Source organism: Bradyrhizobium zhengyangense (genome assembly GCF_022012435.1).
Classification (GTDB): domain Bacteria; phylum Pseudomonadota; class Alphaproteobacteria; order Rhizobiales; family Xanthobacteraceae; genus Bradyrhizobium; species Bradyrhizobium zhengyangense.
The window spans coordinates 20,312-43,484 of the sequence record NZ_JAKLUA010000012.1 but is presented as its reverse complement, the minus strand read 5'-3'; the positions used below and the strand labels follow the sequence as shown (position 1 = coordinate 43,484).

Genomic DNA, 23,173 nt, shown 5'->3' with positions numbered 1-23,173 from the left:
CGGCTGTTAACACCCGATATCTCCGCAAAATCGTCCTGGCTTTCGCCAGGACGACGGCAGGGTCTCACCCCTGCTTCGTCATCGTCTCCTTCACCGCCGCCACGAGTTGGCTCAGCGTGAAAGGCTTTGGCAGAAAGTCGAATTGCTGGCCCTCGGGCAGGCTCTTCTCGAAAGCATCCTCGGCGTAGCCGGAGACGAAGATGAAGCGGATATCGGGGTTCTTCTCCCGCATCGCCTTGAGCAGCGTCGGACCGTCCATCTCCGGCATTACAACATCGGAGACGACCAGATCGATCCCGCCACTCTGCTCCTCCAGCACCTCCATCGCTTCGACGCCATTCTCGGCCTCGACGACGGTGTAACCGCGCGAACGCAGGCCGCGGGCGTTCAGCGCGCGCAGGCCCTCTTCGTCCTCAACCAGCAGGATTGTGCCCTGCCCGGTGAGATCAGTGCGAGGCTTGGCCTCGACAGCGGCAGGCGCAGCGTCCTTGGCAGCGCCGTTCGTCGCGGCGGCCACGGCCGCGGGCTGCTCGACCTGCACCTCCGGCTCGGCGTGATGGCGCGGCACGAAGATGTGGAACGAGGTGCCTTGTCCTGGCTCGGAATCAACGTAGATGAAGCCGCCGGTCTGCTTGACGATGCCGTAGACGGTCGAAAGGCCAAGGCCGGTGCCCTTGCCGACTTCCTTGGTCGAGAAGAACGGCTCAAAGATCTTGTCGCGGATATCAGCGGGAATGCCGGTGCCGGTGTCGGCCACCTCGATGCGCACATAATCCGCCGCTGGCATGCCCTTATAGGCGAGCTTGCCCGCCTCTTCAGTGGCGACATTGGCGGTGCGGATGATCAGCTTGCCGCCATCGGGCATGGCGTCGCGCGCGTTCACCGCGAGATTGACGATGACCTGCTCGAACTGGGAGACGTCGACCTTGACCGGCCAGAGATCGCGGCCGTGGATCAGGTCGAGCTTGACCTTCTCGCCGATCAGCCGGCGCAGCAGCATGGTGAGATCCGACAGCGCATCGCCGAGATCGAGCACCTGCGGCCGCAGCGTCTGCCGCCGCGAGAAGGCGAGCAGTTGCCGCACCAGCGTCGCAGCGCGCGTGGCATTCTGCTTGATCTGCATGATGTCCTGGAACGACGGATCGGTCGGCTTGTGCGCGTTCAGCAGGAAGTCGTTCGCCATCATGATGGCGGAGAGCACGTTGTTGAAGTCGTGAGCGATGCCGCCAGCGAGCTGGCCGACCGTCTCCATCTTCTGCGACTGGTTGATCTGATTTTCCAGCGCGCGCCGCTCGGTGGTCTCGAGCATGTGGACGATCGCGGCTTCCGCATCGTTCTCGGCCGCATCGACGGGCGTGACGAAGAACTGGCCCCAGCGTTCCTTGGCTCCTTCCAGCGCCACCTCGACCGGCGCAATGTCGGCCTGGTTTTCGGCGGCCTGATTGATCGCCGCGATCAGCAGGTGCCGATCGCGCGCATTGACCGCACGGAAGATCGACTTGGAGGCGCTGTCGAGCCCGAGGCCCTGCGCGAGCTTGGCATAGCGCGCATTCGCCCGCACGACGTTACCGCCGCGATCGACGGTGGCGATCGCCATCGGCGTGTGGTCGAAGAAGCGCATGAAGCGTACTTCGGCGGCGCGATCGGGATCGCTGCGCTCGTCGCGGGCGCGGCTGATGACCAGCGTGCGCGACGGTCCCGGCGCACCGTCGGCGCCGAAGGCGAGCTTGTGATAGAGCCGGACCGGCATGGTCTTGCCGGTGCGCATGCGCAGATCGATGTCGAAGACTTCCGTCTTCACCTCGCCCGGCACCGCCACGATCGACGAGAGCAGCGAAGCGCCGTCGCCCGAGACGATGTCGGCGAGCTTCAGGCCGCCCGAGCCGATCTCGGCGAGATCATAGTCGAGCCAGTTCGCCAGCGTCGCGTTGACATAAGCGAGCTCACCGGCGGGATTGACCGAGAAGAAGCCGCACGGCGCGTGATCGAGATATTCGATCGCGTGCTGAAGCTCCTGAAACACGTCTTCCTGGCGCTCGCGGTCGCGGGTGATGTCGGCAATCGACCACACCGCATATTTGGCCTCGCGCTTGCCGGTGCCGAGCGGACGCACCCGCATGCGCAGCCAGCGCCCGTGGCTGCCGTCCTGGCCGGAAATGCGCACCTCCTCCTGTTGCCGTTTTCCTTCACGCGCGGCTTTCAACAGGCGGAACACAGCTTCGGAAACGTCAGGATTGCCGATAAAGACGCGCTCGACGGGGCGCACGTCCTGCGGGCCGGCGGCACCGGTCAGCGTCAGATAGGCCGCGTTGGAATAGACCACATGACCGCGCGGATCGGTCACCGCCAGGCCGTCGAAGGCATGGTCGGAGATGCGGCCGATGATGGGATCGTCGAGATTACGGTCGGCGAAGCGGATGATTCCGGCCGCGAAGGCGAACAGGTTGAACAGGCCGATCATCGCCAGCACGGCGAGGATGCCGAGGATATAGGGCTGCGCCTGCGCGCGCCCGAGCGTCATCAGGCCGACGGCGACGGCGACGAGGCCGGTGGCCACCAGTAGCACCAGCGCAATGCTGCCCGAGCGCGGCGACGGCTCGTGCGCCGCAACGGGCTCGCGTGACAGATCGTGGTCGGTCTCGGCGGTCATTTCACGCAGGTTTAGCCTGTCGGCAGAGAATCAACGCGCCACGGGGCACGTGGGGTCCTCCCTGCCTGAATCGGACCCGCAGACGCAAGGGCGACAGGGGCGAAAGGTACGCTGATTCCCAGCTTACGGCCATTTCCGGTACTTTTCGGGGGTTTTATTGCCGCGCGGCACTAAAACCGCGCTTCAGCCGAATGACGTAGCCGATGACTTCGGCGACCGCATGGTAGTGCTCGACGGGGATTTCCTTGTCGATTTCGGCGGTCGCGTAGAGCGCACGGGCCAGCGGCACGTTCTCGACGATCGGGATGTCGTGCTTGCGCGCGATCTCCCGGATCTTGAAAGCCAGGTTGTCGACGCCCTTGGCGACGCAGATCGGCGCCGACATGCCGCGTTCGTAGGACAACGCCACCGAATAGTGGGTCGGGTTGGTGATGATTACCGACGCCTTGGGAACCGCTGACATCATCCGCTTCTTAGAGCGCTGCTGCCGCAACTGCCTGAGCTTGCCCTTGATATGCGGGTCGCCTTCGGACTGCTTGAACTCTTCCTTGATCTCCTGCAGCGACATCTTCTGCCGCTGGAACCAGCTGCGATACTGGAAGAAATAATCGCCGATGGCGATGATCGCGAGGGCTGCGACCACCGCGCCGAGCAGATGGACGGTCAGACCGGTGGAGGCACCCAACATGGCCATCGGATCGAGCTTGACCATCGCCTCCATGCGGTGCCGCTCCGGCCACAGGATCGTGGTCATGACCACACCGAGCACGACGAGCTTGCCGATGCCCTTGAGAAAATTGACCCCCGCCTGCTTGCCGAAGATGCGCTTGAAGCCGGCAGCCGGAGAGAGCTTGCTGAACTTAGGGGTGAGTGATTCAGTCGACCACACCAGCCGGTGCTGGAGCATGTTGCCGGCAATGGCGGCGATCACCAGCATCAAGAGCGGCACGCCGACCGCGGCCAGCACTGCGACCTCGATCTGCCGCATCAGCGCGAGCAGATTGCCGGGATCGGTTTTGATCATCCAGGAATTGGCGAGCAGATTGCGCATCGGCGTCAGCAGCCCACTGCCGACCGAGCCGGAGAAGGTCGAGATTACCAGCGTGCCGCCCGCGATCATGAACCAGGTGTTGATCTCCTGGCTTTTGGCGACGTCGCCACGTTCGAGCGCCTGGTCGAGGCGCTTTTGTGTCGGGTCTTCTGTTTGACTTTCTGGATCGTTGTCTTCCGCCATCGATCCCTCTTATTTCAACGGGAGCATCTGGTGCATGACACCGATGAAGTAGTCGAGGTAGGTGCCCATCATCGCCGTGAGCACCACGGCCAGCACCATGAAGCCCACGAAGATCGACAGCGGCACGCCGACGAAATAGACCTGCATCTGCGGCATCAGGCGCGCCAGCACCCCTAACCCGATATTGAAGACGAGGCCGAACACCAGGAACGGCCCCGACAGCTGCAGGCCGAGCAGAAACGCGGCGGAAAACGCTCGCGTGGCCAGCGAAGCGACGTCGCCGCTCGAGACGGTCTCGCCCGGGGCAAAGATCGAATAGCTGTCGTTCAGCGCCGCGATCACCAAATGATGGCTGTCGGTGGCGAACAGCAAGGTCACGCCCAGCATGGTCAGGAAGTTGCCGACCAGTACGCCCTGCTGCCCCTGGGTCGGATCGACCGAGGTGACGAAGCCAAGTCCCATCTGCTGTGCGATCACCGCGCCTGCGACCTGCAGGGCCGCCAGCGTCACGCGCGCGGTGGCGCCGAGCACGATGCCGATGACGATCTCATGCAGCATCAGGACGAGCATCGGCGCGAGCGAGCCCATGTCGACGTTATAGGCATTGCGATGCAGCGGCAGGATGATCAGCGTGAGCAGAAGCGCAATCGACAGTTTCACCCGCGTCGGAATGTTGGTCTCGCCGAGCCCCGGCAGCAGCATCACCATCGCGCCGATCCGGGCGAAAGCGAGCATGAAGGCTGCGGCAAGCGCCGGCAGCAGCGAGACGTCGATGCGCATGGTGGGCGCATTGTGCCTCAGCCGCCGATGATTCGCGACGAGATCCGCAGCATGTGGGAATGGAGGGCATCGGCCATGAACGGCAGCGCCAGCAGCATTGTGGCAAAGATGGCGAGGATCTTCGGCACGTAGACCAGCGTCTGCTCCTGGATTTGCGTCAGCGCCTGGAACAGCGACACGATCACGCCGACCACCAGCCCGACCACCATCAGTGGCGAGGACACGATCACGATGGTCCAGATCGCATCGCGGGCGACGTCGAGGGTCTCGGGTCCGGTCATTGCAGGATTCCTTTATTCAAGTCACATCCTCGCCAGACTGACGAGGAACGAAGGCCTCACCCGTCATTGCGAGCGAGGCGAAGCAATCCAGGCTGCCGCCGCGGAGAGATTCTGGATTGCTTCGCTTCGCTCGCAATGACGACGGAGGACGAAATCAGATCGGCATCTTCATGATGTCTTCATATGCCGCGATCACGCGGTCGCGGACCGAGACCAGCGTGGAGACCGCGACATCGGTGTCGGCGACCGCCGTCACCACGTCCATGACGTTGGCCTTGCCGTTGGCCATCGCCACGGTTTGCGCGTCGGATTTGCGGCCGGATTCCATGACGCTGCCGACGGCGTCTTTAAGCAGCGCGGCAAAGGATTGCCCGTTCGGCTCGCTGCCCTTGCCCGCGCCGGTGTTTTCCAGCACGCGCGCAAGATTGGCGTAAGCATTGGCCGCGATTGTCGGTGTTGCCATGGCTCAAAAATTCCTGTTCAGGCCTTGAGGATGTCGAGCGTGCGCTGGATCATCCGGCGCGTTGCACTGATGATGTTGACATTGGCCTCGTAGGACCGCTGCGCATCGCGCATGTCGGTCATCTCGACCACCGAATTCACGTTGGGATACTTGACGTTGCCACTGGCGTCCGCAGCCGGATTTGTCGGCTCGTATTTGACGCGAAAGTCGGACTGGTCGGGCTTGATCCTGCCGAGCGTGACGACCTGCGCGTCGAGCGTGCGGTCGAGCGCGGAGGAGAACGTCGGCACCTTGCGCCGATAGGGATCGCCGCCTGCGGTCGCCGAGGTCGAGTCCGCATTCGCGATGTTCTCGGAGATCACCCGCATGCGCCCGGCCTGGGCCCGCAGGCCCGAGGTCGCGATCGCCATCGAGCGGGCAAAGTCGCTGCTGTCATTCGCCATCATTCGGCTCCGTTAGCTCTAGCCTTTACCGATCGCGGTCTTCAGAAGATGCAGGCTCTTCGAGTAGAGCGAGGTCACGGCCGCGTAATCCATCTGGTTGTTGGCGGACTTCATCATCTCCTCTTCGAGATTGACGGCATTGCCCGCAGGCCTGGTCTCGAAACCCGCATTCTTGTTTTGGTCGAAGCTCGAGGCCGCCCCGGACGGCGTCATGTGGGAGGCGCTGGTGACGGTCATGGCCAGGGTCCCCATCGAGCCTGTGGTGGCTCCCGTCTTGTCGAATTTCGGCTCGACCAGGTCGCGTGGCCGGAAATTGGGGGTGTCGGAATTGGAAACGTTCTCGGACAGGACGCGCTGGCGTTCCTGATGCCACTGCATCTTGGTGCGAAGCGCCGACAGGACCGGAAGATCGTTGATGGACATCGTTGCGGCTCCTTCCGCCTCTTCCGGACCTGAGATCCGAAGCTAGGCAGAATTTGCCGCGTGTATGGTTAACAGGTGGTTAAGACGCGGCGGATCCATGTTGCCGATTGAAACATGTCATGCTGCCCCGTGATTCTACCCGTTCCAAAAGCCGCATTAACCCAACCGCTTGGCGACGCATGCACAGGCCAAGAAAGTCGTTTTGGATCGGGCGATTCATAGGTTATTAAGAGTTGGGGACGGCAAAACTTGCCGCGGGACGTTAAGAAATCGCAGTTTTGGGGCATCGCAGGCCGGTGGTCAGGATCCGACCATAGGCACGACAGAAGCGCCATTTACCGGGGACAGGTATGAACGGTAGTCCTATCACCTTCATCGTCGCGTTCATCGTCGTTCTGGCGTTGATCGGCGTCGCGGCGTGGCTGGTCCGCCGATTCGCGACCACCCGGCTCGGCGCCAACACCCAGCGCGGCAGGATGCCCCGGCTCGCCGTGATCGACGCGGCCGCGGTCGATGGTCGCCGGCGCCTGGTGCTGGTACGCCGTGACAATGTCGAACATCTCCTGATGATCGGGGGCCCGACCGACATCGTCGTCGAGCCGAATATCGTGCGCGCCGCCGCCGGCCGCGACCAGATTCCGCAGCGTCCCAGCGCCGCCGAGCCGCCGCGCCTCGCCCCGATGCCCGATGCCGGCAGCTGGGCCGACGAGGCCCCGCGCCCCGAAGTGCTCGACCATCCCGAACCGCAGATGCCGGAGCCGCCGCCGCGGCCTGCGCGTCCGTCGTTTGCCGACGAGGTCCGCCGCCCGGCGCCCGCACTGGCCGAGCGCCGCAGCGAGCCGCACCTCGGCGGCTTCTCGCCTGAACCCATGCAGCGTCCCGAGCGAGAGCCTCGTCCCGAACCGATGCCCCGCGTTGCACGCAACGAGCCGCCGCTGATGCCGCGCCCGCCGCGCCAGAGCGATCCGGCGAAGATGCCGCCGGTGCGTGCCGAGCGTGCAGCTGCGCCACCGCCTCCTCCACCTGTGCCGCAGGCCCCGCATGGACTACAGGCTCCGCCCGTTCCGCCGCCGGCCCCTGCCGTCGCCGCGCCGTCGAGCGCCGAACAGAATCTCGCTGAGATGGCGCAGCGCCTCGAGGCAGCCCTGCGCCGCCCAGCCGGCGAGCCCATCGCCCCGCCGGTCGCACCGGATGCGCCGACGCCGCGCGCTGCACGGGCCGAGCCGCCCGCCCCTCCGGCTCCGCCGGCGAAGCCGGCTCAAGAGAAGACCAGCTTTGAAAATCTCGAAGACGAGATGGCCTCGCTGCTCGGCCGTCCGAAGCCGTCTTCGTGAGGCTGCCGTCCTTCCCGCGTAGAGTATTCTTTTTTTCTGTCCTGATCGCCGCGACCTCGCTCGCGATGCCCGCGCATGCGCAGGACATCAGCATCAATCTCGGCGGCGGCGGCGCTGGCGGTGGCGGCGTCACCGAGCGTGCGATCCAGCTGATCGCTCTGCTCACGGTGCTGTCGATCGCGCCGTCGATCCTGATCATGATGACGTCGTTCACGCGCATCGTGGTCGTGCTATCGCTGCTGCGCACCGCGATGGGCACGGCGACCGCGCCGCCGAACTCGGTGATCCTGGCGCTGGCGATGTTCCTCACCTTTTTCGTGATGGGACCGGTGCTGCAGAAATCCTATGACGACGGCATCCGCCCGCTCGTCGCCAACCAGATCAGCGTCGAGGACGCGCTGCAGCGCGCCTCCGTTCCCTTGCGCGGGTTCATGCAGAAGAATGTGCGCGAGAAGGATTTGAAGCTGTTTCTCGATCTCTCGGGCGAGCCGCCACCGGCGACGCCCGACGAGCTTGCGCTGCGCATTCTGGTCCCGGCCTTCATGATCTCCGAGCTGAAGCGCGCCTTCGAGATCGGCTTCCTGCTGTTCCTCCCCTTCCTGATCATCGACCTCGTCGTCGCCTCGGTGCTGATGTCGATGGGCATGATGATGCTGCCGCCCGCGACGATCTCGCTGCCGTTCAAGCTGATCTTCTTCGTGCTGGTCGACGGCTGGTCGCTGGTCGCGGGAAGCCTGGTGCAGAGCTACGGGGGGTAACGACCCGCCACCCTACCCCTTCACATCATATTGCTTGCTGAGGTGATCGCCGATCTGCACCAGCATGGCGACGCTTTCGGGGAAGCCTGGCTTGCCCCGTGTCGCCTGATCGGCATCGGCCCGGAACTCCCAGCTGTCGCCGTCGCGGACAACAGAGATGACGAGGCTGTCAGGGCCGTCGGAGTGGACCTTCAACTCGGCCCGTGCCATCGCGATGAGTTCGGCTTCGGTCTTGGCAGGCTTGCTCATATCGTCCCTCTCCCGGCATGAAGGTGGACAGGTTGCCGCCGCGGCTGGCGCCTGTCGAGAGGCTAGAAGTAGCAGGGTTCCTACCGCGTCATCTTGATCTGCCGCACGACGGGGATCGTCGGCAGCGAGCCGGTGTGCTCGGTCTCATCCTTGGCCTGCGGCGAGGCCGGGGCGCGAGCGGTGGCGTCGGGGAAGCGCTGCTTCATCTCGCGGAGGAAGCCGTCGAGCGTGTCGACGCTTGCGGCGAGTTTGGCGATCTCGGCGAATTCGGCGCTGGAGGCACCGGCCGGCTTGCTGGCGATGTCGAAGGCGAGCCGGTCAGCGCTCTCGCTCATCAGGGGGGCGTATTTCTCGCGGAAACGCGACAGCCCGATCGAATCGTCGGCGAGCGCATAGCCGACGGCTGCGCGAATGATGTCGCTCTTCTCGACCGCATTGAGCGGCTTGAAGTCGCGGAAGCGATCGCCGTAATAGAGCTCGATCTGCTCGGCAGACTCGCGCCAGCGCCGCGCCGCCCAGAAGATGTCCGACCGCAGCCGCAGCACCTCACGCCCCGATACGTTGGAAACGATGTCGAGCGCGAGGTCATGGCGGCCGACGTCGCTCTGCGCCCGCGCCTCGAGCAGCAGGCGCTGCTGCCTGAGCTCGCCGGAGAGGTCGCTGATGCGGCTCGCCCGCAGCGCCGTGATCGCCATGTCGGGCTTGCGGTTGGCGAGATAGATCATGGCCAGACGCGCGGCGACTTGCGCGCGTGCTGCGCCTTCGAGGCGGTGGTCGACCTGATATTGCAGGAGCTCGGCGGCCTGGTCGAGCAGATCGATCGAGGCAAGACGATCGGCAAGACGGCGGATCAGCTCGTCGCCGCGGCGGCCGATCGGGGTCAGCTCGCGGAACTCGTAGAACATCCCGAGCGCCTCGACCGGCGGCAGTTCATCGCCCTTGGGCCCCAGGAAGATTTGCGTAAACAGATCCGACGCCAGATCCTGCGCCTGCCGCGAGGCTTCCGAGTTCGGCTGCATCTTCGTCGCGGTGCGCGCAGCGGTGAGCGCGTCGCGGTAGCGCCCGTTCTCGGAATAGAGCTGCGACAGCATCTGCAGCGTCTTGACCTCGATCGCGTCACCGCGCCAGGTCATCGACAGCGTCTCGAGCTCCTTCAGCGCCTCTTCCTTGCTGATCTCGTCGCGCTTCTGACGCAACGCGACCTCAAGCTGCTTGGCTTCGGCGGCGGCCTGGCGGTCGTCCGAGGCAACCGCGAATTTGTAGTCGTCGAGCGCGTCCTTGTCGTGTCCGAGCGCTTCGGCGAGCCGGCCGCGCAGCACCGCAAAGTCCGGCGCCGCCTCGGGCGGCACGCCGACCACTTCGATCTCGCCGCGACGCTTGGAGGCGCCGGCATAGTCCTTGACCTCGAGCGAGGCGCGCATCGCATCCATCGTCACGATGCGCTGGATGTCGAGTGGCAGCGAGGCGATGGCGAATTCGACGTTCTTGAATCTTTCGCGGGCATCCGCCCATTTGCCCTGGCGCGCATAAGCGAGCGCCTTCCAGAGCTGTGAATCGTGGCTGTTGCCGATCACGGGGTTGGCGAGATCCTTCAGGCCCTGGGTCGTGCGCCCGATCAGGATGCTCGCGATCGCGTGGATGATCAGCGCGCTGCTCTCCTCCTTGTTGAGCGGATCGCACAGCATCACTTCGGTCACGGACTTGGCTTCGTAATACATCGCGCGCGACATGTAGAACTGGGCGAGATCGAGCCGCGGCAGCGAGCGCTGCGCCGGCTCGACGGCCGAGATCGCCGTGATCAGATCGCTCTGGCGCGTCCAGAAATCTTCGGATTGGCCCTTGCGCCAGCTCTCGGGACTGAAGACCGGCCGCACCGCAGTCGGTGCGCGCTCCGCGGAGACGTCGACCGGCGACAGCGTCAGGCCGCCCTTCTTTCCGAGAATGACCTTGTCCTGTCCGACCTCGACGCCGACATCGTCGGAGTTCGGCCGCATCGCGATGCCGTGTGCGGATTCCAGCAGCGAGAGATCGACGAGATCCTGTCGCTTGATGAAGCCGCGGACCGGCCGCTGCGCGGTGACGACATAGAGCATGTCGCCGGCATCGGGATCAGTAAGCTTGTGCAGCTGGCCCGGATTGGCAAAGGGGATGGCAATGTTGGCGAGCGCGGGATCGGTGATGTTGCGGGACATCATCAGCGGCAGCGGCGTCGCCTGGATCTTGTCGGCAAGCGTCAGCAGCCAGTTGGTCTCCTTGCCGACCTCCTCGCTGGTCAGCGAATAGACCAGCGGACGGGTGAGACGGATCCGCACCGCCTGCCCCTTCTCGAGCGGCATGCGGCTGACCTCGCCGATCATCGCACCACCCCGGGCGCGGATCGCTTCGACATCGATAGGCTTTGGCGAGTCGAACACCAGCCACACCGTGTCGCCGCGGCGGAACGCTGCGGCCGGCGTTGCAACGGAAAGCGGGAACGTCACGCGCAAGCCATCGCTGTCGCGCCGCGCATCGACGCTGGCAACAGGGGGCGACGGAGCGGCTTGCGCCTCGACCGGTGCCGGTTTGGGCGCGTCCTTCGCCGCTTCCTTGACCGTCTCCTTGGGCTCTTCCTTGACCGGCTCCTTCGCTGATTCCTTCACGACCTCCTTGGGCGTTTCGGTCACCGCGGGCTTGGCGGGAGCAGCAGGTGCAGCGGCCTCCATCGCGGGCGGCGCGTTCTTGGGCGCGTCCGTGACGTGCGGGGCTTCGGTCGAGTTTACCGCGGGAGCCGGTTTCGGGGCTTCGGCAGCCGGCATCGCGGCGGGCGCTTCCGTCTTTGCTTCGGGCTTCACCTCGATCTTGGCTTCGCGCGCGATCGCCTCCGAGGTCGGCGGCTTGATCTCGCTGTGAGCCTCCTTCGGCTTCGCGGCCGCCGGCTTTTCAGCCGCCGGCGCCGGTCCGTGACCGCCAGCTTCAGCCTTCGCGATCGCGGCCTCCGGCGTCGCCGCGGTCTTGCCCTTGTCGGGCTGGAAGGCGATGTCGACGACATAATTCTTGTCGTCACGGAAGGAATGCACGTCGGAATCGCCGATCAGCGCGATCTCGACGCTGGTCGTATCGATGTCAGCCTTCTGCTTGATCGAAGCGACGTTCGGCGGCGCAGCGACGACAGCATCAGCGAGATCGAAGTTGAGGTTGGCGTTAAAGGCGAGCGTGAGCTTCTGCTCGTTGAGCACGGAGGAGACGCCGACGCCGTCGGGCATCTCGAACACGAAGCGCACGAAGGTCGGCTGCACCGAGGCGCGCACGCGGATCGGCGGACGCTTCTTGCTTTCGGCCGCGGCGCGCTGGGCGCGCAGTGCGCGCTCGGCGACACGCGCGCGCTCGGCAAGTTCCTTCACCACGTCCATCGGCAGGCTCGGTGGCGGGCCCTTCCAGCCTTCCGGCAGCAGGTCGATGAAGGTGCGCTCGCCGGCGTTCATGGTGTTGACGGTGACGCGCCGCGCCAGCGACAGTCTGATCGCGTTGCCATCGGGATCGCGACGCGCGGAGTTGACATAGTCGGGCGCGCCCTCCGGCACGCGATCGACGGGAACGTCGACCGGGCGATCGAAGCGGATGATGAGAATGGAGCCGGCGGTCGTCACCTCGGAGGGAACGTCCTCGCCGAGCTTGATCACAAGACGGGCAAAGCCGCCGCCCGCTGAGAAAGTCGCCTCACCCCGGATCGGATCGGCGGCGCGGGCAAAAGAATTAAGGCCGACCAGCGTGCAGGCGGCCAGCAAGACCGCCTTGCGGACATGGCGCGACAGCCCCAGCGCCGAGGCGCGGGCTCGCGACACAAATCCAGCGGCAGCCTCTCGCGCCATTGGCGGCATTTCTTCCGGTTCGACGGATCCACGCCGGCACTGGTGCCGGCCCATGCCTTCGAATGTAAGTTTTGCCAATTAAGGACTTCTTAAGTATGAGCCCTCAATTCGGCTTTTGCGTCGGCTTGCCGTCGATCTTCGGGAGATCCCCGACGGAAGCAGCCTGATCCCCGCCCCCATTGGCACGGCGCGCCATCTCGACGGTCAGCCGCTCGGCGGCTTCCGACGACATCAGTCCCAGGATGTCGGACATCTTGCGGGGGGCGATCGCCGAGGCGATCTCGATCAGCACGCTCATCTCGAGCCGGTCGAATACCCGTGCGGCGTCCTTGGGCTTCATGCCCTCATACATGGTCACAAGGCCCTTCAAGCGCTGGGCCTCGGCGGCCTTCTGCTCGGCCTGGGTCGCACTGATGCGGGACTCCACCGCCTTCATTTCCTCGACCTTGCCTTCGATGCGCTTTTCCGCCGACTTCAACAGGCTCTCGCGGATGTCGATCTCGCGTTGGCGTGCCTCGATCTCCTGGCGACGCGATTGCAGCCGTTCCAGGATCGCACGCTCCGAGGCCGAGACCTGCGGCTGGGCTTCGTCCATCTTGACCGGAGTGCCCTCGGGCTTGCTCTCGGGTGCGGCCGGCTTCGGCGCTTCCTTCGGCTCGCCATGCGTCGAGCCGGTGATGTCAGGGTCCTCTCGCCCGGTCGGGAAGTTCAGATTCTCCTGCGCCCAGGACTTCTTCAAGGAGTTCGGCTGGTAGTCGAACACATAGCCGCCATTGATCACGAGCCCCGCCACCTTCAGCGTGGCGAGACCTGCGACCGCAACCAGCACGACCGGAATGACGCGGATGTTACGAAAGGACTTCATACCCTGACTTTATGCGGCGATACCGTTGGACCCAAGACCGTTGGATCTGCGGCGCTCCGAGAAGGCTTCGGCGGCGGCGGCCACCGCCTTCGCGGGCGACGGCTTGGCGACGGGCGCTGCGGCAGCGTCCGGATTTGTCACGGGGCGGGCCGCGATGGCGATCTTTGAGAGGCGGCGCACCACGTTGTCGGCTTCGCCGAGCTGCTTGTAGAGCTGGTCGGACATCTGCGTCGCGGCCGCGAGCTGGCTGCCGAGATTCTCGTTGACGTCGCGCACAGCGAGCTTCAGCCCGCCGATCGCGCGTTCGGCGATCTCGGTCGCGGTGATCAGCTCGCCGATCACCGCCTTCAGCGAATGCTCGTCCGCCTTCAGCCGGGTCAGCCGCTTGTTGAGCAGGATGCAATAGCCGATCGTGAGCATCAGCAGGATGGCCACCAGCGTCTCGATCGCCATTCCTAGGGAGTGGTTCATGGGGCCTCCATCAGCTTATTCTGTTCGTCCACCTTCTCGAACATCGCAAGTGTCGTATTTGGCTTGCGCAAGGGTTTCGTGACGCGGATCGCGACGCGGTCGCCGACCCGGCCCATCCGCCCTTCGCTGATCGTGACGTCGCCGCAGCGCACGGTGACGTTGGCATCCGCGCGCATGTCCAGCGGCAGCGTGTCGCCGACCTTGAGCCGCATCAGCTGCTTGAGCGGAATGTCGGCCTCGTAGAGCACGGCATCGACGGAAATCTCGGCCTGGACGATCTCGGTGGCGAAATGGCCTTCCCAGATCGGATCACGGCCGAACTTTTCGCCCATGAACATCTGCAGCAGAACGGGCCGGATCGGCTCGATGGTCGCGTAGGGAAGCAAGAGCTCGATATTGCCGCCGCGGTCTTCCATGTCGATGCGCAGGCGCACCAGGATCGCGGCGTTGGCGGGACGGCTGATCGCGGCGAAGCGCGGATTGGTCTCGAGCCGGTCGATCGTGAAGGTCACCGGCGACAGCGGCCGGAACGCCTGCTCGGCATCGGCCAGCACCACCTCGACCAGGCGCTTGACCAGCTCGGTCTCGATCGTGGTGTAGGGCCGGCCCTCGATACGCAGCTGGCTGGAGCCGCGGCGGCCACCGAGCAGCACGTCGATCATCGAGTAGATCAGGTTGGAATCCACCGTCGCCATGCCGAAGTTTTCCCACTCCTCGGCCTTGAATACCGAGAGCACGGCAGGCAGCGGGATCGAGTTCATGTAGTCGCCGAAGCGCACCGAGGTGATGCGGTCGAGCGAGACTTCGACGTTGTCGGAGGTGAAATTGCGCAAGGAGGTCGTCAACAGCCGCACCAGGCGGTCGAAGACGATTTCGAGCATCGGCAGACGCTCGTAGGAGACCATCGCCGAATCGATGATCGCGCGAATGCCGCTGTGATCGTCGAGCGTGACGTCGCCGACGGTGAAGCCGAGGAGATTGTCGATCTCCTCCTGCGACAGCACCCGCTCGCCGGAATTCTTGCCGTTGCCGAGATCGCGGCTGCCGTCCTCGACCATGGCCGCCCATTGCAGGGCCATGGTCTCCGAGAGTTCGTTTTCGGCAGCAGCCTTCGCGGCCTCCGCGGGATCCTCGGAATCGAGCGATGCCTCCCATTGGGCGGCAATCGCATCCTGGTCCATCTGCTCGTTGCCGGCCATGACGCTAGCCCGTACCCTTCCGCTGCATCCTCACTGGAGCACGACTTCCTTGAACAGCACCGCGCTGACCTGGATCGGCGCGACCGCGGCGTTGACGCGCTTGGTCAGCTCTTCCTTGAGACGGAAGATGCCGGCGGAGCCGTTGAGGTCGGAGGAGCGAAGCTCGCGCACATAGGTCTGGAAGATGTCGGTGACCCGCGGCATCGACGGCTTGATCGCCTCGATCTGCTTCTCTTCCTTCAGCTCGAGCACGATCTTGAGCTTGAGATATTGCACACGCTCGCCGGGCGCGCCGGCGAGGTTGACCATCATGTCGGGCACTTCGACGAAGGCCGGCGGCTTGGGCGGGGGCGCGACTTCGGCATGATGCTCGTCATCGCCATGACGGAAGAACAGAAACCAGGTGGCGGCACCGCCGCCGAGCACGACCAGCACGCCGACGACGATCAGGATCAGCTTGAACTTGCTCTTGGGGGCAGCGGCTTCCGCGCCTTCGGCGGCTGCGCCGCCTTCCGCTTCATTCTCTGCCATGACCGTCCGGGCTCGCTCATCTCATAAAGGGTCGAAAGGGCGAGGCCTCCTGGCAGACAGTGACGCGATACAAATGCCCCAGCGCAAAGCGCTCCTCTCACACGCAAACGCTACGGTAATAATGGTTAACGGAACCTTTCGATCGGGCTTCCGCTAGGAAAAATCTGCCGGGCAAACATGGCTAACAGAACCTTTCTGCCCCCTGCTTTCTCTGCCGAAAAATAGCCAACCAACTGTAATCATGCATGTTTTCGAGTTGGCACGGCTTTCGCTGAGAGAAGGGCGAGACCGGATGGTTTGGGAGAACCGGACGGCCTCGTTCACGGGATCGGCCAAGGCGCTTGGGAGAGCGAGATGGCCGAGCTCACGCAAGGGGAGATCGACCGATGCAGAATGCGCTTCTGATCGGCTTGTCACGGCAGATGACGTTGGAACGGCAGATGGATGTCATCGCCAACAACGTCGCCAACGTCAACACCAACGGCTTCAAGGCCGACCATTCGCTGTTCGAGGAGTATCTCCGCTCGAACGCGCATGAGGACAATTTCGTCGGCTCCGACCGCCGGGTCTCCTATGTGCAGGACCGCGGCACCTACCGCGACGTCGGCCAGGGCCCGATGGAGGCGACCAACAACCCGCTCGACATGGCGATCAGCGGCAACGCCTTCTTCGCCGTGCAGGCCAATGGCGCCGAGCGTTACACCCGCGACGGCAAATTCGCGCTCAGCAGCACCGGCCAGCTCATGACCTCGGACGGCAACCTCGTACTCGGCACTGCCGGCCCGATCGTGTTCCAGCCGACCGACCACGACATCAACGTCGCCCCCGACGGCACCGTGACGGTGCTGGAAGGCACGGCCAAGATCGACACGATCCGCGGCAAGATCAAGATGGTGACGTTCGACGATCCGGCCAAGCTGATCAAGCTCGGCGCCAATCTCTACGACACCGGCTCCGCCGCCCAGCAGCCCGACACCAAGTCCACCCTGCAGCAGGGCTACATCGAGAAGTCGAACGTGAATTCGGTCGGCGAGATGGGCCGCATGGTCGAGGTGATGCGCAGCTACACCGCCATCGCCAACCTGCTCCAGCAGCAGAGCGACCTCCACAAATCGGCGATCGAAAAGCTCGCCGACGTTCCGGCCTGATTGAGGGAGAACTGACATGCAGGCGCTTCACACCGCAGCGACCGGAATGGCGGCACAGGAACTGAACGTTCAGGTGATCTCCAACAACATCGCCAACCTCCGCACCACCGGCTTCAAGAAGCAGACCGCGGCGTTCGAGGACCTGATTTACGAGCACGTGCGCCGCGTCGGCGCCCAGGCCTCGGATCAGGGCACCATCCTGCCCGTGGGTGTCGACATCGGCGGCGGCGTCAAGACCGTCGGCACGCCGCGCAGCATGACGCAAGGCACGCTGTCGCAGACCGGCAACGACCTCGATCTCGCCATCTCGGGCGAAGGGTTCTTCAAGATCCTGATGCCCGACGGCACCTTCCAGTACACCCGCGACGGCACGTTCCAGATGGACAATCAGGGCCGCATCGTCACTGCGGGCGGCAACCCTGTGCAGCCGACCATCACGATCCCGAACAACGCATCGGGCATCACCGTTAACGAGCAGGGCCAGGTGACCGTGACGCTGCCGGGCTCGTCGACCAACACCAATCTCGGCCAGATCGGCGTGACCCGTTTCATCAACAAGGCGGGCCTGCAGCCGGTCGGCAGCAACCAGTTCGTTGAGACGACATCTTCAGGCACGCCGCAGGACGGCACCGCGAATTCGGAAGGGTACGGCAAGATCACGCAAGGCAGCCTCGAGCAGGCCAATGTCGACGTCGTCTCGGAGATGAGCGACCTGATCGCCGCGCAGCGCGCCTACGAGATGAACGCCAAGGTGATAAGCGCCGCCGACCAGATGATGCAATCGACCACGGCGCTGTTCCGCTGAGGTGATGATGATGATCCGCACCACGCTCGCCACCATCTCCGCGCTGCTCGTGCTGGCCCTGCCGGCGCGGGCCGCCGACGACGACATCGCCGCGCCGACGCTGCGCGCCAGCGTCACCGTCACCTCCGACGTCGTGCGGGTCGGCGACCTCATCGACAATGCCGGAGCGGCCGCGCAGATCCCGGTCTATCGCTCGCCCGATCTCGGCACCACCGGCGCTCTGCCGGTTGCCCAGGTGCTGAATGTGCTCCGCGCCAAGCAGGTGATCGGCGTGATGACCGGCGACATCAGGGAAGTCCAAGTCACCCGGCTTGCCCGCACGCTCGCCAACAAGGACCTCGAAAACGCGGTCGCTTCCGCGCTCGACCATCGCTTCGGCCTTGGCGATGCCGCCAACATCACCGTCACCTTCGACCGTGGCATCTCCGACATGCGGCTGGAGGCCTCCAACACCGGCGCGCTACAGCCGGTTGGGACCCGCTACGATGCCCGCGGCGGCCGCTTCGACATCTCTTTCGAGATCAACAACGACAGCAACCCGGCCCCGACCAAACTGCGCCTGACCGGCACGGCTATCGAGACCGTTGAGGTCGCTGTTCTGACCCGCGACGTCGATCGCACCGAGACGCTGAAATCCTCCGACGTCGCGCTGGAGCGGCGGCCCAAGGCCGAAGTGACGGGCGAGGCAGCGCTGCGCGAGCGCGCCATCGGCATGCAGCTGCGCCGGCCGATGCGCGCCGGCATGCCGATCCGCGTCGCCGACGTCGCCAAGCCCGAATTCGTGTCGCGCGACCAGAGCGTCACCGTCATCTACCAGGTCCCCGGCATCTACCTCACCACCCGCGGCAAGGCGATCGAGAGCGGCGCCGAGGGCGACACCGTGAGCGTCCTCAATCTGCAGACCAAGCGTACTCTGAGCGGGGTCGTCACCGGCCGCGGCCAGGTGACCGTGCAGGGTGCGAGCCAGTCCGTGCCAATGGCACCTGCCGTCGAACAGACCTCCTCGCTCAAGCGGGACGAAGCGCCCGCTCCTGTCGACACGGAGGCCCTCGTCCGCAATCTCGTTCAGGCCCCCGCCTCGCAAGCCACTCAAGGTCAAGCTGCCCAGGCTCAAGTCGCACAAGTCCAGATCCCGCAAGCTCGCGCCTCGCAAGCACAAGCAAAGTAAGAGTTAGTCATGTCCGCTTTCAGTTCGGCTTCCCGTCTTCGTCGCATCGCGATCTCCGCACTGTTGCTGACAGTCAGCGCGCTGGGCGGCTGCTCTTCGATCGACCGCCTGTCCCAGATCGGCGAGCAACCGAAGCTGTCGGCGATCGACAATCCGACGACGCAGCCCGGCTACAAGCCGGTGCAGATGCCGATGCCGAAGCCGGAAGTCGCCTCCTACAACCCGAACTCGCTGTGGCGCAATGGCAGCCGCGCTTTCTTCAAGGACCAGCGCGCTCATCAGGTCGGCGACCTCCTGACGGTGACCGTGAACATCACCGACAAGGCCAACATCGAGAACGACACCCAGCGCAGTCGCAGCAACAAGGAAGACTCCGGCATTACCGACTTCATCGGCGCCAAGACGATCACGCAGGCCAACAAGATCCTGCCCGGCCGCATCCTCACTGCCGACTCCACCGCGTCCAGCGAGGGCAAGGGAAGCGTCGATCGCAAGGAAGCCTTGCAGACCAACGTCGCTGCAGTCGTGACGCAGGTGCTGCCGAACGGCAACCTGGTAGTCGAGGGCAAGCAGGAGATCCGCGTCAACTACGAGATCCGCGAACTCATCGTCGCCGGCATCGTCCGCCCCGAAGACATCCAGAGCGACAACACCATCGATTCCACCAAGATCGCACAGGCCCGCATCGCCTATGGCGGCCGCGGCCAGATCATGGACGTGCAGCAGCCGCGCTACGGCCAGCAAGTCATGGACGTGCTGCTGCCCTTCTAACCTCCGCAAGAGCTCCCACATCGTGCTCGCGAACCTAGGCGCGAACGACGATGTACTACGCGGCCCTCGCTAGCTCCCCTGGCGAGGGCCGCATGTATTTTTGGCGAGGATGCCTTGCGGCTACGAGTCATGTCCGCGAACTTACGTAAACTCCGCCTCCACCACGCCCAGCCCGTCCAATTCCATCCGCACCTTGTCGCCGGCTTTCAGCCACAGCGTCTTCACGAGGCTCCCCGTCAGCACGAGTTGTCCCGCATGCAGGCCCTTGCCTTCGGCGGCGAGATGGTTGGCAAGCCAGGCGAGTGCGTTGTGGGGATGGCCGAGCACGTCGGCGCCGGTGCCGTGGCTGATCTCCTCGCCGTTGACGATGGCGCGGCCCTTGACGGCCTTCAGGTCGGGCACCGACGAGCGCGGGACGGAGGGTCCCAGCACGCAGCCGGCGGCGAAGAAATCGTCGGCGATCAAGGTCGGCGCGCCCATCGTCTCCCATTTCACGTAGCGGTCGTCGACGATCTCGATCGCGGGATGATAGGCCTCGACGGCCTCACCGACCCATTCGGCCGTAAACGGCGCCTCGCCGGCGGCGAGGTTCCTCTTCAGGCGCACCGCGATCTCGCATTCGACGCCGACGCGGACATAGTCGGACGCTGCGAGCTTGACACCGCTGTCGTGCACACCCTTCTGGAACACGCCGCCGCCGCAGGGGTGCGGGATGCCGATGTACTCCTGCATGACCTGGCTGGTGCAGCCGATCTTGTAGCCGACCAGCGGCCCCACATGCGGCAGCAGGAGATCGTGCAGTGCGCGCTGGACCTGATAGCCCTCGGCCTCGTCAGCAGGCGGATGTTCCAGCGCCGCGAGCGGCGCATGGTTGCGGCGCGCCAGCGCGATCGCCTTTGCGGCCACGAGAATTTTGTCCATCGGCGCCGCCTCTCCCACGCTACCTAATCAAGGGCGGCACTTCAGCATCCCAGCCCCGGCCTGACAAGCGCTGGCGGCGTGCAGCATCACGCCTTGATCAGGCCGAGCCGGATCAGGCTTTCGGCGGTGGCGAGGATCGCTTCGTCGTTGGAACGGGGCTGCCAGCCAAGCACCGACCTCGCCTTGGCGCTGGTGGAATGCCTGACACGCCCGAGCATCGGCACCACCGCTTGCAGCAGGGGAATCCGGCGCGCGGCAAGCCGCACGAGCCAGTCCGGCGCCTGCAGCCGCGGAACCCGGCGCGCTTTGAAGCCCAGTTCCCGCCGCAGCACCTTGGCGATGTCGAGGATTGACATCGTCTCGCCGGAGACCGCGATGAAACGCTCGCCCTTTGCTTCCGGCGCGGTCATCGCTCGCAAATGCAGATCGGCGACGTCACGCACGTCGACCACGCCGAAATAGACCCGCGGCACCGCCGGCATGGCAGCGTCGAGCAGCGATTTGACGATCTCGATCGAGCCGGAGAAATCCGGCCCCAGCACCGGGCCGAAAATGCCGGCGGGGTTGACCACCGACATCTCCAGGCCGCCGCCCTCGCGCGCGACGAAATCCCAGGCCGCTCGTTCGGCCAGGGTCTTGGACTTGATGTAGGGCTGCACGTCGGCGCCATCGAGATTGGTCCAGTCGGTCTCGTCGAACGGTTTTTGGCGCGGCGAATGCCCGTAGCCGATCGCGCCCAGCGACGAGGTGACGACGACCCTTTTGACTTCGGTATCCCGCGCGGCGCGCAGAACCCGCAACGTGCCGTCACGGGCCGGGACAATCATCTCGTTCTCGTCCTTGGGAACACTGGTCGACAGCGGCGAGGCGACGTGGAGCAGGTACTCGCAGCCCATCGCCGCCTCGCGCCAGCCGTGGTCCGCCGTGAGATCTGCGGTGAAGAACAAGAGGCTGTCGGGCGATGCCGCCCCGCCCTCGCGCAACATCGCCAGCACCGCGGCCTGCCGGTCCGGCCGGCGCACCGTCGTTCGGACAGCATGGCCGGCCGCCAGAAGCTGCAGGATCACATGGATGCCGACGAAGCCGGACCCGCCGGTAACCAGAACAGTGCTCATTGCCAAATTTCCCTCGTTGCGCCGGCCGGCCAATTTGTTCCGCTCCCCTGCTCAAGGACGCATCTGGTCACTATCTCCCGGGGGAACAAGTAGAATGGAGTTCGAGACCGGTATGGAAAACCTGACCAGCGCTTGCGACGGCGCGTGCGATTGCAGCCCCGACCCTGCCTTGCTTGCCGACTTCAAGCGCGCCATCCATGCGCTCGGTGGCAAGTGGAAACTGGAGATCCTGTTCGCGCTGATGGACGGCGCGGTTCGTTTCGGTGCGTTGCGGCGATCGATCGGAGGTATCACCCAGCACGTGCTGACCACGCAGCTGCGCGAGCTCGAACAGGACGGATTGGTGTCGCGCACCGCCTTTGCGGAAAAGCCGTTGCGGGTCGAGTACGAGCTGACCGATGCCGCCTACGGCCTGCTGCCGGCATTTAAGGAAATATTGAGCTGGTCCAGGCTTTATGGGGATGCGCGCCTCGTCGTGTCGCATGAAGCCTAATTGCAGCGAAACATGATGCTGCTTGATCAGCTTCACAGCATCCGGGCCGATCTCGTTGATGCGACTCGCAAAAACCCCTCGCACCTGAAGTGAAGGCTGTTTCTCATGTGAACTCACGTGAGTTCACAGGAATCGACTCTAGCTCATTGATCGCGATTCATTTTTCGCAATGGCAAGGATGGGCGCCATGTCATGGCGCTTAAAGCTGCGCCACGACATGGCCTGTTGAAGCCGCTTGCCTCAGGCGGCGTCGAGTGCGATCCGGATTGCGATCTCGACCGGCGAGTAGGCGCTATCCTCGCGTTCGAGCCGATGGGGCTCGGCCGGAGGGAGATCCGGCTGCGCCATGAAGCGCGGTGTCTTTCCGCGGTGCTTTTGCGCCGCATGTACCAGGAAAGGATGGCAGAGATAGACGGTACCAGCCTCACCGGTCGCGAGCGCAATCTCGCAATCGGCGCCCATGTCATCCAGCACCATCCGCGCGTAGCCCGCCTCACCCCATGGCGCCAGATAGCGCGCCATCGGCATGTGCGAGCCGACCCTGATGCGCGTCGGCGCGTCATTCTCGCCGACATCGGAGAACAGGAACAGCATCAGCAGCGCACGGCCACGCGAGACAATGTTGGCTCGCCACGCCGAATGATCGTGCCGCTCGTTGGGGTCACAGTCTTCACCGGGGAAGCTGAGGTGGATATGCCAGCCGGCATCGCCGGCATCGTCCGGATGCGGGAAGCGGACCGGAAAAGTGCCGCCGATGTCCCTGCGCGCCCGCCAGCGGCCGACGCCGACCAGCTGATCGAACGCGCGATGCAGCACCGGCGTGTTGGCAATCTCTCGAAACAGGACCGCCGTAGCCGGACAGCCGGATCACCGGGCGCGTCCAAGTGGACGGATCGTGCTCGCTACAGGGCAGATCGCGCCACAAGATGGCGCGGCCCTGCTCGGCGAGCTCGCGAGGAAAGGCGTTGTCGATCCGGACAAAGCCGTCGCGAATGAATTGGGCGATTTGCGCGTTGTCGAGCGCGCGGGAAGTGGCAGCCATGATGTCTCTCTATGCTTGCCAGCCCTCATCGTCCGCTCAATGCGGAACCGGCCGGCTCGGTCGGGACTCCGCGAGGCAAGCCGCGCGGCACGCAATGCCTCCGTGGCGGAGGCGCCTGCGCTCAGTCCAGGAAGAAGACCGAAGCGATATTGAGGGAGCAAATCATCATGGCGGCGCGAAT

22 protein-coding genes and 1 pseudogene are annotated in these 23,173 nt (G+C 64.7%); 7 read left to right on the top strand and 16 right to left on the bottom strand.

What is annotated here, in order from left to right; translation table 11 throughout:
• Nucleotides 1-64: 64 nt before the first annotated feature.
• The 7 genes from cckA to flgB form a co-directional block, all read right to left on the bottom strand.
• On the bottom strand, nucleotides 65-2,650 hold the full coding sequence (gene cckA, locus L6637_RS29230; RefSeq protein ID WP_237865621.1) for a cell cycle histidine kinase CckA: 2,586 nt from the start codon (nucleotides 2,648-2,650) through the stop codon (nucleotides 65-67).
• 154 nt (nucleotides 2,651-2,804) lie between these two features.
• Entirely contained in the window at nucleotides 2,805-3,884 is a 1,080-nt protein-coding gene (gene flhB / locus L6637_RS29225) for a flagellar biosynthesis protein FlhB (protein ID WP_237865619.1), read from the bottom strand.
• 9 nt (nucleotides 3,885-3,893) lie between these two features.
• A complete protein-coding gene (fliR, locus tag L6637_RS29220) occupies nucleotides 3,894-4,664 on the bottom strand; it encodes a flagellar biosynthetic protein FliR (protein ID WP_237865617.1) in 771 nt (256 codons plus the stop codon).
• A gap of 17 nt (nucleotides 4,665-4,681) precedes the next feature.
• Nucleotides 4,682-4,945 (bottom strand): flagellar biosynthesis protein FliQ, encoded by a 264-nt coding sequence (fliQ, locus tag L6637_RS29215; protein WP_027534765.1) that lies wholly within the window; start codon nucleotides 4,943-4,945, stop codon nucleotides 4,682-4,684.
• Nucleotides 4,946-5,099: 154 nt separating this feature from the next.
• On the bottom strand, nucleotides 5,100-5,408 hold the full coding sequence (gene fliE, locus L6637_RS29210) for a flagellar hook-basal body complex protein FliE (protein ID WP_057747375.1): 309 nt from the start codon (nucleotides 5,406-5,408) through the stop codon (nucleotides 5,100-5,102).
• 17 nt (nucleotides 5,409-5,425) lie between these two features.
• Nucleotides 5,426-5,851, bottom strand: coding sequence for a flagellar basal body rod protein FlgC (gene flgC / locus L6637_RS29205; RefSeq protein ID WP_057747376.1), 426 nt, complete (start codon nucleotides 5,849-5,851; stop codon nucleotides 5,426-5,428).
• A gap of 18 nt (nucleotides 5,852-5,869) precedes the next feature.
• On the bottom strand, nucleotides 5,870-6,274 hold the full coding sequence (flgB, locus tag L6637_RS29200) for a flagellar basal body rod protein FlgB (RefSeq protein WP_237865615.1): 405 nt from the start codon (nucleotides 6,272-6,274) through the stop codon (nucleotides 5,870-5,872).
• 350 nt (nucleotides 6,275-6,624) lie between these two features.
• Between flgB and L6637_RS29195 the strand changes: the two genes are divergently transcribed.
• Together L6637_RS29195 and fliP are read left to right on the top strand one after the other, a co-directional pair.
• A complete protein-coding gene (locus L6637_RS29195) occupies nucleotides 6,625-7,608 on the top strand; it encodes a flagellar biosynthetic protein FliO (RefSeq protein ID WP_237865613.1) in 984 nt (327 codons plus the stop codon).
• Nucleotides 7,605-8,366, top strand: coding sequence for a flagellar type III secretion system pore protein FliP (gene fliP, locus L6637_RS29190; RefSeq protein WP_237865602.1), 762 nt, complete (start codon nucleotides 7,605-7,607; stop codon nucleotides 8,364-8,366). Before L6637_RS29195 ends, fliP begins: the two co-directional genes overlap by 4 nt.
• Nucleotides 8,367-8,378: 12 nt before the next feature.
• On the opposite strand, the gene L6637_RS29185 is transcribed toward fliP, so the two are convergent.
• From L6637_RS29185 to fliL, 6 genes are all read right to left on the bottom strand, one after another.
• Complete coding sequence (locus L6637_RS29185; protein WP_237865592.1) at nucleotides 8,379-8,615, bottom strand: hypothetical protein; 237 nt, start codon at nucleotides 8,613-8,615, stop codon at nucleotides 8,379-8,381.
• A gap of 80 nt (nucleotides 8,616-8,695) precedes the next feature.
• Complete coding sequence (locus tag L6637_RS29180) at nucleotides 8,696-12,463, bottom strand: tetratricopeptide repeat protein (protein ID WP_237872670.1); 3,768 nt, start codon at nucleotides 12,461-12,463, stop codon at nucleotides 8,696-8,698.
• 103 nt (nucleotides 12,464-12,566) lie between these two features.
• On the bottom strand, nucleotides 12,567-13,328 hold the full coding sequence (locus L6637_RS29175; protein ID WP_237865588.1) for a MotE family protein: 762 nt from the start codon (nucleotides 13,326-13,328) through the stop codon (nucleotides 12,567-12,569).
• A 9-nt stretch (nucleotides 13,329-13,337) separates the two neighbouring features.
• The gene (locus L6637_RS29170) at nucleotides 13,338-13,799 is read right to left on the bottom strand and encodes a DUF6468 domain-containing protein (protein ID WP_237872668.1); all 462 of its coding nucleotides are present in this window, start codon (nucleotides 13,797-13,799) and stop codon (nucleotides 13,338-13,340) included.
• On the bottom strand, nucleotides 13,796-14,998 hold the full coding sequence (gene fliM / locus L6637_RS29165; protein ID WP_237865579.1) for a flagellar motor switch protein FliM: 1,203 nt from the start codon (nucleotides 14,996-14,998) through the stop codon (nucleotides 13,796-13,798). The genes L6637_RS29170 and fliM overlap by 4 nt, the downstream gene beginning before the upstream one ends.
• A 30-nt stretch (nucleotides 14,999-15,028) precedes the next feature.
• On the bottom strand, nucleotides 15,029-15,529 hold the full coding sequence (fliL, locus tag L6637_RS29160; protein WP_237865577.1) for a flagellar basal body-associated protein FliL: 501 nt from the start codon (nucleotides 15,527-15,529) through the stop codon (nucleotides 15,029-15,031).
• 386 nt (nucleotides 15,530-15,915) lie between these two features.
• On the opposite strand from fliL, the gene flgF reads away from it, so the two are divergent.
• From flgF to flgH, 4 genes are read left to right on the top strand one after another with little or no spacing between them, the layout of a single operon-like run.
• Nucleotides 15,916-16,677 (top strand): flagellar basal-body rod protein FlgF, encoded by a 762-nt coding sequence (flgF, locus tag L6637_RS29155; protein ID WP_237865575.1) that lies wholly within the window; start codon nucleotides 15,916-15,918, stop codon nucleotides 16,675-16,677.
• A 16-nt stretch (nucleotides 16,678-16,693) separates the two neighbouring features.
• Nucleotides 16,694-17,482: a flagellar basal-body rod protein FlgG gene (gene flgG / locus L6637_RS29150; RefSeq protein ID WP_237865572.1), complete on the top strand. Its 789-nt coding sequence runs from the start codon at nucleotides 16,694-16,696 to the stop codon at nucleotides 17,480-17,482.
• A gap of 10 nt (nucleotides 17,483-17,492) precedes the next feature.
• Nucleotides 17,493-18,650, top strand: coding sequence for a flagellar basal body P-ring formation chaperone FlgA (flgA, locus tag L6637_RS29145; RefSeq protein ID WP_237865789.1), 1,158 nt, complete (start codon nucleotides 17,493-17,495; stop codon nucleotides 18,648-18,650).
• 9 nt (nucleotides 18,651-18,659) lie between these two features.
• Complete coding sequence (gene flgH, locus L6637_RS29140) at nucleotides 18,660-19,421, top strand: flagellar basal body L-ring protein FlgH (protein WP_237865570.1); 762 nt, start codon at nucleotides 18,660-18,662, stop codon at nucleotides 19,419-19,421.
• Nucleotides 19,422-19,562: 141 nt separating this feature from the next.
• Here the strand turns inward: flgH and L6637_RS29135 are convergent, their stop codons facing one another.
• Together L6637_RS29135 and L6637_RS29130 are read right to left on the bottom strand one after the other, a co-directional pair.
• Complete coding sequence (locus L6637_RS29135) at nucleotides 19,563-20,342, bottom strand: 2-keto-4-pentenoate hydratase (RefSeq protein ID WP_237865568.1); 780 nt, start codon at nucleotides 20,340-20,342, stop codon at nucleotides 19,563-19,565.
• Nucleotides 20,343-20,428: 86 nt separating this feature from the next.
• A complete protein-coding gene (locus L6637_RS29130; RefSeq protein WP_237865788.1) occupies nucleotides 20,429-21,457 on the bottom strand; it encodes an SDR family oxidoreductase in 1,029 nt (342 codons plus the stop codon).
• A 94-nt stretch (nucleotides 21,458-21,551) separates the two neighbouring features.
• On the opposite strand from L6637_RS29130, the gene L6637_RS29125 reads away from it, so the two are divergent.
• Nucleotides 21,552-21,950 carry a winged helix-turn-helix transcriptional regulator gene (locus L6637_RS29125; protein WP_237865560.1) on the top strand — a complete coding sequence of 133 codons (399 nt, stop codon included), beginning with the start codon at nucleotides 21,552-21,554 and terminating at the stop codon, nucleotides 21,948-21,950.
• A gap of 240 nt (nucleotides 21,951-22,190) precedes the next feature.
• Here L6637_RS29125 and L6637_RS29120 read toward each other — a convergent pair.
• A pseudogene (locus L6637_RS29120) lies at nucleotides 22,191-22,992 on the bottom strand (phytanoyl-CoA dioxygenase family protein).
• Between the last annotated feature and the right edge of the window lie 181 nt (nucleotides 22,993-23,173).

Bases quoted from the DNA above. Each gene is read 5' to 3' on its own strand.
- flgG (WP_237865572.1), top strand. From the start codon at position 16,694: ATGCAGGCGCTTCACACCGCAGCGACCGGAATGGCGGCACAGGAACTG.
- L6637_RS29175 (WP_237865588.1), bottom strand. From the start codon at position 13,328: ATGAAGTCCTTTCGTAACATCCGCGTCATTCCGGTCGTGCTGGTTGCG.
- L6637_RS29125 (WP_237865560.1), top strand. From the start codon at position 21,552: ATGGAGTTCGAGACCGGTATGGAAAACCTGACCAGCGCTTGCGACGGC.
- fliQ (WP_027534765.1), bottom strand. From the start codon at position 4,945: ATGACCGGACCCGAGACCCTCGACGTCGCCCGCGATGCGATCTGGACC.
- L6637_RS29135 (WP_237865568.1), bottom strand. From the start codon at position 20,342: ATGGACAAAATTCTCGTGGCCGCAAAGGCGATCGCGCTGGCGCGCCGC.
- fliL (WP_237865577.1), bottom strand. From the start codon at position 15,529: ATGGCAGAGAATGAAGCGGAAGGCGGCGCAGCCGCCGAAGGCGCGGAA.
- flgC (WP_057747376.1), bottom strand. From the start codon at position 5,851: ATGGCGAATGACAGCAGCGACTTTGCCCGCTCGATGGCGATCGCGACC.
- L6637_RS29195 (WP_237865613.1), top strand. From the start codon at position 6,625: ATGAACGGTAGTCCTATCACCTTCATCGTCGCGTTCATCGTCGTTCTG.
- L6637_RS29180 (WP_237872670.1), bottom strand. From the start codon at position 12,463: ATGGCGCGAGAGGCTGCCGCTGGATTTGTGTCGCGAGCCCGCGCCTCG.
- flgA (WP_237865789.1), top strand. From the start codon at position 17,493: ATGATCCGCACCACGCTCGCCACCATCTCCGCGCTGCTCGTGCTGGCC.
- flgH (WP_237865570.1), top strand. From the start codon at position 18,660: ATGTCCGCTTTCAGTTCGGCTTCCCGTCTTCGTCGCATCGCGATCTCC.
- flgB (WP_237865615.1), bottom strand. From the start codon at position 6,274: ATGTCCATCAACGATCTTCCGGTCCTGTCGGCGCTTCGCACCAAGATG.
- flhB (WP_237865619.1), bottom strand. From the start codon at position 3,884: ATGGCGGAAGACAACGATCCAGAAAGTCAAACAGAAGACCCGACACAA.
- L6637_RS29130 (WP_237865788.1), bottom strand. From the start codon at position 21,457: ATGAGCACTGTTCTGGTTACCGGCGGGTCCGGCTTCGTCGGCATCCAT.
- fliR (WP_237865617.1), bottom strand. From the start codon at position 4,664: ATGCGCATCGACGTCTCGCTGCTGCCGGCGCTTGCCGCAGCCTTCATG.
- L6637_RS29170 (WP_237872668.1), bottom strand. From the start codon at position 13,799: ATGAACCACTCCCTAGGAATGGCGATCGAGACGCTGGTGGCCATCCTG.
- fliM (WP_237865579.1), bottom strand. From the start codon at position 14,998: ATGGCCGGCAACGAGCAGATGGACCAGGATGCGATTGCCGCCCAATGG.
- L6637_RS29185 (WP_237865592.1), bottom strand. From the start codon at position 8,615: ATGAGCAAGCCTGCCAAGACCGAAGCCGAACTCATCGCGATGGCACGG.
- fliE (WP_057747375.1), bottom strand. From the start codon at position 5,408: ATGGCAACACCGACAATCGCGGCCAATGCTTACGCCAATCTTGCGCGC.
- cckA (WP_237865621.1), bottom strand. From the start codon at position 2,650: ATGACCGCCGAGACCGACCACGATCTGTCACGCGAGCCCGTTGCGGCG.
- flgF (WP_237865575.1), top strand. From the start codon at position 15,916: ATGCAGAATGCGCTTCTGATCGGCTTGTCACGGCAGATGACGTTGGAA.